The organism is Dictyobacter halimunensis, from assembly GCF_036245075.1.
In genome coordinates this window covers 2,722,231-2,735,058 of record NZ_BSRI01000001.1, presented here as the reverse complement: position 1 = coordinate 2,735,058, position 12,828 = coordinate 2,722,231, and the positions used below count along the sequence as shown (strand labels likewise).

General features: G+C 55.2%; 12 protein-coding genes. 5 read left to right on the top strand and 7 right to left on the bottom strand.

Annotation, left to right across the window (positions count from 1 at the left end):
• Window positions 1–22 precede the first annotated feature (22 nt).
• A complete protein-coding gene (locus AABA21_RS11170) occupies window positions 23–682 on the bottom strand; it encodes a VanZ family protein (RefSeq protein WP_338249826.1) in 660 nt (219 codons plus the stop codon).
• A 235-nt stretch (window positions 683–917) separates the two neighbouring features.
• Here AABA21_RS11170 and AABA21_RS11165 point away from each other — a divergent pair, with 235 nt between their 5' ends.
• The 3 genes from AABA21_RS11165 (at window position 918) to AABA21_RS11155 (ending at window position 3,076) form a co-directional block, all read left to right on the top strand.
• Window positions 918–1,127 (top strand): hypothetical protein, encoded by a 210-nt coding sequence (locus AABA21_RS11165; RefSeq protein WP_338249825.1) that lies wholly within the window; start codon window positions 918–920, stop codon window positions 1,125–1,127.
• Entirely contained in the window at window positions 1,114–1,689 is a 576-nt protein-coding gene (locus tag AABA21_RS11160; RefSeq protein ID WP_338249823.1) for a GNAT family N-acetyltransferase, read from the top strand. Before AABA21_RS11165 ends, AABA21_RS11160 begins: the two co-directional genes overlap by 14 nt.
• 250 nt (window positions 1,690–1,939) lie before the next feature.
• A complete protein-coding gene (locus AABA21_RS11155) occupies window positions 1,940–3,076 on the top strand; it encodes an epoxide hydrolase family protein (RefSeq protein WP_338249821.1) in 1,137 nt (378 codons plus the stop codon).
• Window positions 3,077–3,237: 161 nt separating this feature from the next.
• Here the strand turns inward: AABA21_RS11155 and AABA21_RS11150 are convergent, their stop codons facing one another.
• From AABA21_RS11150 to AABA21_RS11140, 3 genes are all read right to left on the bottom strand, one after another.
• Window positions 3,238–4,503, bottom strand: a complete 1,266-nt coding sequence (locus AABA21_RS11150; RefSeq protein WP_338249819.1) for a PQQ-binding-like beta-propeller repeat protein — start codon at window positions 4,501–4,503, stop codon at window positions 3,238–3,240.
• A gap of 273 nt (window positions 4,504–4,776) precedes the next feature.
• Window positions 4,777–6,045 carry a kynureninase gene (kynU, locus tag AABA21_RS11145; protein ID WP_338249817.1) on the bottom strand — a complete coding sequence of 423 codons (1,269 nt, stop codon included), beginning with the start codon at window positions 6,043–6,045 and terminating at the stop codon, window positions 4,777–4,779.
• Between the two features lie 74 nt (window positions 6,046–6,119).
• The gene (locus AABA21_RS11140) at window positions 6,120–6,905 is read right to left on the bottom strand and encodes a tryptophan 2,3-dioxygenase (RefSeq protein ID WP_338249815.1); all 786 of its coding nucleotides are present in this window, start codon (window positions 6,903–6,905) and stop codon (window positions 6,120–6,122) included.
• A 366-nt stretch (window positions 6,906–7,271) separates the two neighbouring features.
• Between AABA21_RS11140 and AABA21_RS11135 the strand changes: the two genes are divergently transcribed.
• Window positions 7,272–9,743, top strand: coding sequence for an MMPL family transporter (locus tag AABA21_RS11135; RefSeq protein WP_338249813.1), 2,472 nt, complete (start codon window positions 7,272–7,274; stop codon window positions 9,741–9,743).
• Between the two features lie 257 nt (window positions 9,744–10,000).
• Here AABA21_RS11135 and AABA21_RS11130 read toward each other — a convergent pair whose 3' ends face one another.
• On the bottom strand, window positions 10,001–10,303 hold the full coding sequence (locus tag AABA21_RS11130; protein WP_338249811.1) for a hypothetical protein: 303 nt from the start codon (window positions 10,301–10,303) through the stop codon (window positions 10,001–10,003).
• A 152-nt stretch (window positions 10,304–10,455) separates the two neighbouring features.
• On the bottom strand, window positions 10,456–11,019 hold the full coding sequence (locus AABA21_RS11125) for a hypothetical protein (RefSeq protein WP_338249809.1): 564 nt from the start codon (window positions 11,017–11,019) through the stop codon (window positions 10,456–10,458).
• 142 nt (window positions 11,020–11,161) lie between these two features.
• On the opposite strand from AABA21_RS11125, the gene AABA21_RS11120 reads away from it, so the two are divergent.
• Window positions 11,162–11,779, top strand: a complete 618-nt coding sequence (locus AABA21_RS11120) for a GNAT family N-acetyltransferase (RefSeq protein WP_338249807.1) — start codon at window positions 11,162–11,164, stop codon at window positions 11,777–11,779.
• 68 nt (window positions 11,780–11,847) lie between these two features.
• Here AABA21_RS11120 and AABA21_RS11115 read toward each other — a convergent pair whose 3' ends face one another.
• The gene (locus AABA21_RS11115) at window positions 11,848–12,792 is read right to left on the bottom strand and encodes an alpha/beta hydrolase (protein WP_338249806.1); all 945 of its coding nucleotides are present in this window, start codon (window positions 12,790–12,792) and stop codon (window positions 11,848–11,850) included.
• Window positions 12,793–12,828 lie beyond the last annotated feature (36 nt).

Here is a 12,828-nt window from a genome sequence, read left to right as displayed (position 1 = left end):
TCTTCAGGCCTTTGATTAAGCACTATGTTTTTACTGCTTGATTCTTCATAGCAGTCAACACACATCCCAACACGAACCATACGATCCATGCGCCTAATCCACCCAAAGCATCACCTTGAAATGCGTTGAAGTCTGTGAAAGTAGGCAGCCGGCCGCGAAAGAAGGCCTGGATCGTTTCCTGCACCAGCGCGGCCATAATCAGGCCCAGGATATACCAATGAAGCTGGCGACGTAGTGCCGATATTACATAGAGGATCAACATACCGATAATGAAAAAGAAGATGGTGTGCCCGATGAAGTGATCATGGGCATTGTGGAAAACCTGTCGAAAAGGAACGCCAAACGCCGGCCATACCTCGCTCAGCCAATCAAAAGGGAACCAGAGGATACCCAGCAGGAGAAGCACGATCCAACCATAGCGTAGCCCGAATAACGCCACGCGCCGCCACGGACTCCGGTGATTCGCATCCTTGAACATAGTTGTCCCATTCTTTATTTCAGCAATTTTCGCAGCCGCTCCATGTATACACGCTAAACAGAAAGCCAGCATAGCGCAGATCCAGCGCCATTGCACATTCCCATGTGCTACTCCTGACACGCCCTGGTGCGCCTCACGGCGCACATAAGCGCCATTGGCCGCATGCGTGGGACAACATTCTCGGTCAACATGTATCCCTTCCATCACATCTTTCCTCCCCGCAAAAAACGCCTCACGTCGGCTTGTAGGCGCTAGAAAATCACAATCATAACCTCTGCATCATTCATTCTCGATATACAAAACACAATTCAAAGCAGAAAGGTTTCACATTTTTCGCCTCAATTTCTGAAGCGCAATCTATGCTGTATATTTGTTGTGTTATGATATTGATGTAGAGATATTCACTTTCATTAGTGCTGTGTAAAGAGGAGGAGCGGTAATGAATACGATCACGATACTCATAGCACTGCTGCCTATTCTGCTGCTCGGATTCTGGCTCTGGATGGCCTGGGATTTCAGCGGGAACAATGACGTACCTGAGCGCGACAGATTTTACTGGCAGCTCGCTTTTCTGTTTACCAGCATCTTCGCGGCCATGTACTACTACGTCACTATATATAGAAAAAGACATGAGCATGACGGTTATTGAGACCCCACGCCTGCAGCTGCGCCCCATGCGCATTGACGACCTGCCAGTCAAGTACGCCATCGATATACATCCCGACGTATACCGCTTCCAGGCCTTTGTGCGCTTACCAGATGGGCAAAAGCGGGCGCGTACGCTTGAGGAGACGCGCGGGAAGTTGGAGCAGCGCATCGGCGAGTTCGCGTTGCAGGGTTTTGGCATGTGGGCCATGGTGCTCAAAGAGAACAATACCCTCATTGGCTGGTCGGGGCTGCAGTTCTATCTGCTGGAATACGGTGATTTCAGCACGCCCGAGATCGAGCTTTTCTACGCCCAATCGCGCGAGTACTGGGGCCGCGGCTTTGTTCACGAGGCATGCCAGCGCCTGATTGAATACGGTTTTAAGACATTGAAGCTCCCGCGCATCACCAGCGTCGTCCACCGCGACAACATACACTCGCTCAACGTGGCTAGACGCAACGGCATGCACTTCGTTGACCATCCAACCGATCGCCATAACCTGGTCGGCATCCTCAATAACCCGCATATCTCCCCTGAGCAGATGCAGGCACGCACTATCAAGTAATAAAACGTAAATGTCCTCGTAGGTGCTGGGCTTGCCCCAGCACCTACAGGGGCATTCGCGTTTTTCTCGTGACAAAAGTATGATGCCATTGCGCACGGAAGCCATCTCATGAATGTTAAATACCTCTTTTTAGTACCACAATCCTCTAAGCTCATCCAATTGGATGATATAAGATTTGCGGAAAAGGCATGTTCTGTGGCATGATGTGAGCATAAATATGCATAGAAGAGTATAAAAGTAGAGGAAATATATGGCAGTACGGCCTTTCACCATTGAGGTTCCAGACGCGGTTCTGGTTGACCTGCGGCAGCGCCTGGCGCTGGCGCGCTGGCCAGATGAGATCGAGGATAGTGGTTGGGATTATGGGACGAACCTGGAGTACCTCCAGCAGCTGGTCGCGTACTGGCGCGATGGCTTTGATTGGCGCGCCCAGGAGCGCTTGCTGAACTCTTTTCCCCAATTCAAGACCGAGATTGATGGGCAGGAGCTCCACTTCATCCATGTGAAAGGCAAAGGGCCCAATCCGCTGCCGCTGCTGATCTCGCATGGCTGGCCGGGCTCGTTCTTCGAAATGCATAAGATCATCGGCCCACTGACCGATCCAGGCTTCTATGGCGCGGACCCGCTGGAGGCCTTTGATGTGGTGGTGCCTTCGCTGCCGGGCTATGGCTTCTCGGGCAAACCACACCAGCGCGGCATGAACGTGGCACGCATCGCGAAGCTGTTCAAGGATCTGATGACGCGGGAACTGGGCTACGAGCGCTTCGGCGCCCAGGGCGGCGACTGGGGCAGCGGCATCACTCTGCGCCTGGGACAGGACTATCCAGAGCACCTGGTTGGCGTGCACGTGAATATGGTGCCGCTCAACCTGCAGCCAGGCGACGATGAGCCAACCGAGGAGGAGCAGCAGTGGCGCGAGCAGCTGCGCCAGTTCCAGGCCGATGGAGCCGGATATAGCCACATTCAGGGGACGCGGCCACAGACGCTAGCCTATGCCCTGAACGATTCCCCCATCGGCCTGGCCGCCTGGATTGTCGAGAAGTTTCGCGCCTGGAGCGACTGTCATGGCGAGGTTGAGCAGGTCTTTACACGCGACGAACTGCTCACCAACATCATGATCTATTGGGTCACCCAGACCATCGGCTCATCGATGAGGCTCTACTACGAGGCCACTCACAGCGATTACTCGCCTTATAAGGTAGATGTACCGACCGGCATGGCGATCTTCCCCAAAGAGATCTCGACTCCCCCGCAGGCACTGGCGGGGCGCCAGTACAACATTCAGCGCTGGACCGTCATGAGCGCGGGCGGGCACTTCGCGGCCATGGAGCAGCCGGCGGCCCTGATCCATGATATCCGCGCCTTCTTCAGGCGCCTGCGCCCATAACTGCCTCGATCCTCAGTGTTGAAAAATCTGTGCGCACCCTTATAATGCGCAAAAGCGCCTGCAACCACGTATCATCATTCACATATAAAATGTACGTTGCTGCAGGCACTATTCAACACCCAACCCAGTGTGCTGCTAAACGCTTCAAGGATCACAGTATATCAGTGGAGCTTAAAAGCGTACAGGTTTGCATCAAAACCAATGTACAGCGTGCTATTCACAAGAATCGGGCTATATGTCTCTCTGGTACCAGCTATGGAATAGTGCCAGATTTGCTTCCCTGTCCTGGCATCAAAGGCGAGTACGGTTCCAGGGGTCGAGGGAATAAACGATTGCCCCGCATAGATGACACCGTTGGCGATAGCAATACGCGGGCCGGTAGGATAAGTACCAGTCGCCTTCAGCGTCGTCAGCCAGAGTTTTTTCCCGCTCAAGCCATCAAAGGCGTATAGCGCATGACCAGTATAAGAATATACTACCCCATTGGCGAGCGTTGGCGATGAGCTCGCAAAACTATCGCCAGTTGAAGCGGTCCAGACGTGCTTGCCAGTCGTAGCATTCAAAGCTTCTGTGGTGTGACTGACGGTATCAAAGTAGACCAGTCCATTAGCTACGCTGGGACTACCAGAGATATAGTTTGGCTCATTCTTGTAACTACTCCGGCCCGTATTATATTGCCAGAGTTTTTTGCCGGTCTTCGCATCAAGCGCGAGCAACGTTGCCGATTCAGCCACCACTGATATCGTTGTATAAACGATGCCATTGGCGATAGCCGGTGCCGATTGGGTAGCTGCTACATACGCGTTACTGGTTCCACCGGTATTATATGACCAGGCAGTTTTGCCTGTATACACATCCAACGCGTATATTTGTGTCAGTGTCCCCACATAGATTTTATCGCTGCTATAGGTCAGAGGCGCTGGACCGATCAAGCCCTCATGGGTCCAGACTGTCTTCCCTGTGGTCGCATCGTAGGCAACAATCTCCCCCTGCATACCTGGCTCCGAAATGAGCAGACCTTTAGCGATCAGCGGGGCGCTATCCAGACTGCGATCATTTATTGACGATTTTTTCCAGAGCACCTTCCCTGTGGTCGCATCGAAAGCCGCAAGGCCGTTCTGGTCAGAAGTATAGGCGATACCATGAGCAATCGATGTGGGCGCGTACGCGGAATAGGTCAGCGGCTGATGCCAGGCGGGTGCGAGGCGAGATGCATTAGCGACTGAAACGGTCGTCTCATAAGGGTTAGCATTTGTATGCTGTGATCCGAAGTCATACATAGACCAGTCATGAGAGGTAGTTGCACTTGCAATCATTGGAGCCGCCGCTGCAGGAGTCGTGTTTAAAAAGGCGGCGATACCAGCTAACAGAGCGATAATCAGGAAAAGAAAATTTTTATAGCTTTTCCTGACTTGATATACTTGCATTGATTTCTCCAATACAAAAATATTTAAATATTTAAACACATATTATATATACGAATAAGAGATACTGGAAGATGCATACAAAACTATCATCAATGGTATTATAAAATTTATCGAGAAGCACTTGATGCTCTCAAGAGATCTGTACGCCTATAAATGAGCATACAGCAAAAAGCCCTTTTGTCTTTACAAAGCTATTTTCACATCTTGCTAAGACAAAAGGGCTCGTTTCCGAATAACGTAGCACCGTTCTCAATTGCTGGCAACACCCTGGCATTAGGTGACGATCGGTGCCTCGGTGGGATAGCGCTCATAGATGCGTTCGACCACGATCTGCTTGAGCCGCTGGACGGTCTGATGGATGTCGCGATAGGTGGTGTAGAGGGGGGTGATGCCCAGGCGGATGTTATCGGGCGCTCGAAAGTCGGGCAGGACGCGCATATCGTTGATCAGGGCCAGGTCGATGCGCAGTCCCTCGGCATGGCCCAGGGAGACGTGCGAGCCCCTGAGCTCCTGCTCACGAGGAGACTTCAAGGTGAAGCCGAGCGGCTCCAGCTGGGTCTCCCAGAGGTCGATCAGGTAGCTGCTCTGGCGCAGCGATTTGGCGCGCAGTTGCTCGATGCCGGCCTCGCGTAGCAGATCGGCGCCCGGCTCGATCAGGGAGAGCGAGACCACCGGCGGAGTCCCGGTCAGGAAGCGGCGCAGGCCCGTGGCGGGCTCATATTTCAGGTCGAAGCCGAACAGATTCTGCTGTCCCATCCAGCCGGTGAGCGGATTGATGAGCCGCTCCTGCAGGTCACGCCGGATGTATAGAAAGGCCGGCGCACCAGGTCCGCCGTTCAGGTACTTGTAGGTGCAGCCGATGGCCAGGTCGGCGTTAGCGGCATTGAGGTCCACGGGCACCGAGCCCACCGAATGACTGAGATCCCACAGCGCCAGCGCCCCGGCAGCATGGGCAACCTCGGTCAGCGCCACCATGTCATACATATACCCACTCTTGAAGACCGTGTGCGATAGTGTCAGCAGCGCCGTCTGCTCGTTCAGGCTGGCCCGCAGTTTCTCCACGGGACCATAGATACCGTCGGACGAGGGGACCACCCGCAGTTGGTGCTGCTTATCGAGCATGTCGATCGCGCCCTGCAAAATATAGAGGTCTGAGGGAAAGTTCAGGTCGTCGGTCAGGATCTGCGTGCGGCCCGCCTGCAAGCGCAGCGCCGCCACCACCAGCTTGAAGAGGTTGACCGAGGTTGAATCAGCGACAATCACCTCGTCGGGCTGCGCCCCGATCAGGCTGGCGATCTTCGCCCCAATCCGCTCGGGGGCCGTAAACCAGCCCTCGTTCCAGCTACGGATCAGGCGGCTCCCCCACTGCTGCCGCGCCAGGTCATTCGACAGGCTCAGCGACTCGTAGGGCAGGCGGCCCAGCGAGTTCCCGTCCATATAGATCAGATCTTCATCCTCGATCAAAAAACGTCCGCGAAAATGCGCGCAGCTATCCTGCTCGTCTAGCTCATCCGCGTAGGCAATATCGTTCGAAACCGTCATACACCTATCATCCTTTTATACATAATCGTAGGTTCGGCCCTTGCGGCCGATTTTCGCCCCATGGCACGAATACATTATAAATGCGCGCGGATCGCCCACAGATCAGGGAAGAATGGCTTGAGGGTGCTGCCCAGGTAGGCCGCGCCAGGCGAGCCACCGGTGCCGGGCTTGATGCCGATGGTACGCTGGACCATCTTCATGTGCCGGTAGCGCCATTCTTGCAGACCTTCGTCGATATCGATCAGGTGCTCGCAGACGTTGCTGACCGTGGCGTTGTGGCGATACGCCTCCACCAGCTGCGCCTGCACCTCGGGAGAAGCCTGCACGGGACACCTCACGTCGCGCTCCAGCTGCTCCGTCGGGATGGCGTAACCATTCATGGCCAGGTAGCGCAGGAAGGCATCCCAGAGCGTCGGCTGCTCAAAGCGCCGGCGCAGCCGCCGCAGCGCATCCTCAACATCATCCATGTGCCCCATCACGTTTTCACGCTTATAGCCCAGGATAAACTCCAGCTCGCGAAACTGCGTCGACTGGAAGCCGCTGGCCGATTCTAAAAATCCACGAAACGAATTAAACTCAAGTGGAGTCAGGGTCTCCAATACATCGAGCTGGGCCACCACTGTTTTAAGAATGGCCAGGATACGCCGCGTCGTATGGGCGGCCCGGCCCGCATCATTATCACACAGCAGCCTCTGCAAATACTCTATCTCATGCAGCAATTCTTTAAACCAGAGTTCATAAACCTGGTGAATCACGATAAACAGCAGCTCATCATGCTCGGGTCCACTACTTCTCGGCGTCTGCAGCTGCAAGAGCTCATCCACCCGCAGGTAGCTGCCATAATTCAGGGCTTTCGACATAGCACCAATATTCTTTCTATCTATATACATCATTGTAGAACGCCACCGCGTACCATTGCCGGTCGCTACCTTGTATTGTACAATGAGAACTCAATTTTGCAATAATTATCATTTGATAAGCAAATATCCAGGCTCACGAGTGATTTTTCTGAGTTTATGTACTTTTTTAGACCCGATTGAGCGCTTACAGGCGTCATTGATACTGAGAAATAATACTGATAAGCAGGTTTTCGCTTATCACTCGATAATTTACCCTTTCCTTACTGAAATTGATGCAGGAATGGATGCCCTTTTATTGTTATCAAGCGATAAATAATGGTCAAAAGAAGCCCGGCTGAGGGTAGCGCGGGCTGTTCAGGAGTTGGTATGATTACACGTTTGTTGCACGCGGTGACGGATAGAGCGACCGGCAGGCGCGGCAAGTTCGTCACCATCGCGGTCTGGCTCGTGATCGCGATCGCCCTGGTGGCGCTGGCCCCTAAATTAGCGGATGTCTATGATAATGCCTCGACTCAGGACATTCCATCCAACGCCGGTTCGCAGGTTGCTCAGCGGCTGCAGATGGAGAAGTTTCCCGGCAGCCGTGGTACGCCGGCCATCCTGGTCTTCTCCGATGAGAAAGGACTGAGCTCGGACGATAAAGCGACCATCAAGAAGGTCAGCGACTGGCTGGTTTCGAGCCAGAAGCCGGCCGCGGTGGATAAGGTGCTTTCGGTCTACACGGTCCCGCAGGCGGCCAGCCAGCTGGTCTCAAAAGATAACAAGACCATGACGATCATCGCGACGCTGACCGGTTCTTCGTCGGACACGAAGTTTCAGGATAGCGTGAAGCAGATGCGCGACTACCTGAAATCAACCACGCGCGATACAGCGGTGGAGGCCCATGTGACCGGACCAGCCGGAGTGATTACTGATACCGTGCTTATCTTTGGCGCGGTCGACGTCAAGCTGCTGCTGGCCACCATCGGGCTGGTACTGATCCTGCTCATCCTGCTGTATCGCTCACCGATCCTGGCCTTCCTGCCGCTGATCGGCGTGGGCTGGGCCTTGCAGATCGTTAACGCCCTGCTGGGCTTCGTGGGCAAGAGCGGGGTCGTCGGCATCAGCCAGCAGGCAACCTCGATCATGACCGTGCTGCTCTTTGGCGCCGGCACCGACTATTGTATCTTTATCGCCTCGCGCTTCCGCGAAGAACTGGCCCACACGCAGGACAAGCACGAGGCCATGCGCAACACGATGCGCGCCGTGGGGGAGGCCATCACCTCCAGCGCCGGCACCGTGATCCTCGGCCTGCTGACGCTGCTATTTACCTTCATCGGCCTCTACTACAGCCTGGGGCCGGCCCTGATCATCGCCGTCTTTGTCATGCTGCTGGCGGGGCTTACGCTGGTCCCCGCACTGCTCGTCTGGCTCGGTCGCGCTGCCTACTGGCCGTTTGTACCCAAATACGATCCTACGGTCCAGCAGCAGGACGCGGAAGGAGACCTCAAGGGCTTCTGGGGACGCCTGGGACAATGGACTGCGCGGCATCGCGTGCTGGCAGTGGTGGGCAGCACCATCTTCCTGATCATCCTGGCGCTGGGCAATATCGGCTCGGTCCCGACCTTTAACTTCCTGACCTCCTTCAGAGAGACCACCGATTCCAGCACCGGCTACAACATCCTGCAGAAGCACTTCCCGGCCGGCACGCTGGCCCCCACCACGGTTCTGGTCAGGCTCAGTGGCTCGGACGCCGACGCGTACAAGCACCTGGCCCAGATCGACGCAGTAACCGTTGCCGCCCAGAAGGCCAGCGGGGTCGCGCAGGTACAGGGGCCCACGCGCCCGACCGGCAAAGATCCCCTGGTTGATCCGCAAAAGCTCCAGACCGCGATCGGCGCCCTGCCCGCGCAGATTCGCGACGCCATTCGCTCTGGTAAGCAACCCTCGATACCGACGCAGCCACCCACCAGCGGCGGTAAACCAACCGGAACAGGACAACCGCCCAACAGCGGTAAATCTGCCACAGGACAACCGCCTACCAATGGCAAACCGCCTGTGACGGGACAGCCTCCGGCCTATACACCAGAGCAGATCCAGGCGATTGGCGCCTTCGCGGCCAGCACGCAGTATGTGTCACAGGATAACAGCACCTTCGAGCTGTCGGTCGTGCTCAAAGATGATCCGTACTCGCTGACGGCCATCAACAATATCGGACCCATCCGGGACAGCCTGAACAGGGCGCTCAGCCAGCAGTTCCCGGCTGGCAACGGACCACACGCCAATCTGTATCTGGCGGGACAAACATCACAGCTGTCGGACACCCTGGCCTATAACCAGCATGACACATATCTGGTGGTGCCGGCGGTCATTCTGCTGGTCGGTATCGTGCTGGCCCTGCTGCTGCGCAGCCTGATCGCGCCGCTCTACTTGCTGGCGGCGGTCACGCTCAACTTTCTGGCCTCAATCGGCATCTGCGCCTTCTTCTTCGAGCGCGTCGAGGGACAGGACGGCTTCAACTATGCCATCCCCCTCTACACCTTTATCTTCCTCGTCGCCCTGGGCGCCGACTACACCATCTTCCTGATGTCGCGTGTCCGCGAGGAGGCCAAACGGCGCGGTATCGAGAAAGGAGTCCCCTACGCCGTCTCGCGTACCGGTGGCGTCATCACCTCCGCTGGACTCATCCTGGCCGGCACCTTCGCGGTCCTGATGACGCTGCCCCTGAACATCCTTTTCCAGTTGGGCGCCTGTGTCGCCGTCGGCATCCTGCTCGACACCTTCGTGGTGCGCGGCCTACTCGTCCCCGGCATCGTCCTGCTGCTCGGCAAATGGAACTGGTGGCCTGGCAGGCTATAAAGTGGCAATGCATTTGAGCAGGGAAAATGCATAGATAGAAGAAGGAGCGGTACGTGCGGGGCTTGCCCCCGCTTCTTGCCCCCACACGAACATGTATCGCTCAAGCGATCAGGCCTCCTATTCCAGGAAGCCTGATCGTGTTTTTGCGGCAATTCTAAGCAATGAGCAAACAAAGCGGGGGCAAGCCCCGCACGTACTGCTTCTCTTTCTATTTCTGCGTTTCCTAAAGTTGAGCATATTGCCCGCGAGGGGCGAACCTATGGCTTTTGCTGATACTCTTCTATGTATACCTCGGTGTAACGCTCAAATGTAGCTGGCCTGGGGAGTCCTGAACGAGCCTGGGCCTGCTGCACTTCCGGCCGTTGGGTGAATGCCTGCGCCCCTTCGGCTGATTCCCAGAGATTGATGGTCATTAAGCCATCTGCCTGCCTGACGGTAATACTCTTGATGGCCCCATATTCAGGTGCGATCTGGCGTACAACCGGGTCCATATATTCTTGCTTCCTCTGCAGCAGTTCATCTGGATTGCCGGAAAGTGTATGGATGGAAAGAAACGGCATAGTAAGAACCTACCTCCAATTCAACAAAGCAAATCAACCGTAGCTTCTGACCTTCAGTATAACATAGATCACATGTTCCAGCCAAATCTTTTTAGTACTTATTACCCCGCAATTACATCATTTGCTCCCGGCTGCCATGTACGGTTTACCATTTAACGACTATGCTTCCCCTGCGCTTTGGAGACACGCCCACGGACCTTGACCTTGCTCTTTGTGGTTATCTGTTTGCCCGCTGGAGGGGGCTCAAGCAAGCGCCGGACCAGTTTGACGGCCGCCTCGGCATCCTCAAGCTCGGACGCCTGAACCGTCACCTTTTTGCCATCCACCTCAACGGTAAAAGTGATGCCCTGGGAATCCCCGTCTGGCTGCTTCTTCCGCGCATCCTTGAGGTGCTTCAACAGCGAAACGATGCCCGTACAGATAGAGACAGTGGTGCTAGCGAACTGCACCCCATCTTCGACCGCCGCCCGCTGATCCCAGAGATAGGTCGCGGCAGTCGTTAGCTCCATCAGCACATGGACGACAAAGGTATCGACGCCGCGCACCTGGTCGTCGCCATCGTAAAGCACAGTATACTCGCCGCCCGGCAGCTCGCGGATAAAATTTTGGCCCAGCCTGCTCACATTGAGCAAGTGCCACTCTTCCGCATTCTCTGGTTCCAGCTCAATGGTTATAGGAAAAGGAATCTTCGACGTCTCATCTTGTGTCTCAGCCACAGACCGCTCCTTCTTGCTTCTCCATTATTTATAGAACAACAGCCGTATTTAGTCCCCAAACTCACATGTGATAGATCGGGAAAAGCTTACACATCTTCTGCATGCACAATGTATAATGCCCATATAGAAAGAAACGTAAACAATGGCTCGATTACAAATGATGGGATATTTGCCCACTCGCCCATCCCCCACGGGCCAATCTTTAAGAGAGGCGACGATGAAGCAAGCCCATGTGCGCATTGAACCAGTTGAGCAGCACCACATAGCGGCGATTCAGGAGCTCGCTTCAGATCCTGCTATTGGAGAAATGTCTAACGTTCCCTTTCCGTATCCTGCTGATGAAGCGCTCCACTTTGTCCAACGAGCCAGGGAAGGCAGGCAAGCAGAACATTTGTATAGCTTTGCCGTGATCAGCGAAGAGCACAAATGTGTTGGCATTTGCTCTTTGATCGAGGTCAAACCAGAAGCTCGTCGGGCAGAGTTGGGCTACTGGATCGGCAGGCCCTACTGGGGTCGGGGTCTGGCAACCGAAGCGGGCCTCCTGGTCCTGGCTTATGCTTTTGATGAACTTAACCTGCTCCTGGTCACGGCTGGCTGTCTTGAACGCAATACTGCCTCCCGACATGTCTTGGAAAAGCTGGGGTTTTGCCTACAACAGGTGCGACCAACGTTCTTTTACAAAACGCACCAGCAGGAGCCAGCTTGCCTTTTTGAACTGTCCAGAGAGCAGTGGGTGAACATCCAACGCGTTTCATCGTAGAGATGGTTTCAAGTCCACTCCTCCCGGCGTTCATGAGGAGATCGGTCCAGGTTATTTCCCTGTTTGTACTAGACAATAAAGCGGGATAGGAACTGTTGGCAGCGGCGGGTGTAGGTCGCGGGATCGGTGTCGTAGGCCAGGCCGTGGCCGGCGTTGGGAACCACGTAGAGTTCTTTGTAGGTTGGGCAGGCGGCATAGAGCTGGTGCACCATCGCGGTCGGCACAAAGGTGTCCTCTTCACCGTGGATAAACAGGATGGGAAGGCTGGTCTTCTGGACCTGTTTGAGGGCCGATGCCTCCTGAAAGAAGAAGCCGGAGCGTAGCTTGCAGACCAGGCTGGTCAGGTCCACAAATGGGAAGGCGGGTATGTGGTACATGCGCTTGCCCTGGTAGGCCAGAATATCGTAGGCCGAGGTGTAGGCGCAATCGGCCACCACCGCCTTAACCTGTGTGGGAAGCGGCTCGCCGCTGGTCATCAGGACGGTCGCGCCACCCATCGAAACGCCATGCAGCACGACCTGTATCTCCTCGCCCAGCCGCTGCGTCAACAGGTGAATCCACTTCACATAATCCAGGCGCTCATGCCAGCCAAAGCCGATATAGTTGCCTTCGCTCTCGCCGTGGCCGCGTGCATCGGGCATCAACACATTATAGCCAAACCGCTCATGATACATCTGTGCGAACGGCCCCATATTCAATTTGGAGCTGCCCGTATAGCCATGGGCCAGCACCACCGTCTTCGTCGTCGCTTGAGGAGCGGGCAGATAAAAAGCGCGCAGTAGCAGACCATCCCAGGACTTCATCTCGATGCGCTCGAACGGCTGCCGCTCCACCCAGGCAACATCCTCGATCGGCAGGTCCGAAGCCTCGATCGGCTGCAGATCCGGGTTATCGATCAGAAAAGCCTTAGGCTGACGATAGACCCCCACGCGATAAAAATACAGACTGGAAGCCACCAATACCAGCACCACCAGCACAACTATAACCAGAACTACGATTCCAAAAATTGACATAAATGCCGCCGCTCCTTTAATTGGGACGAATTACAA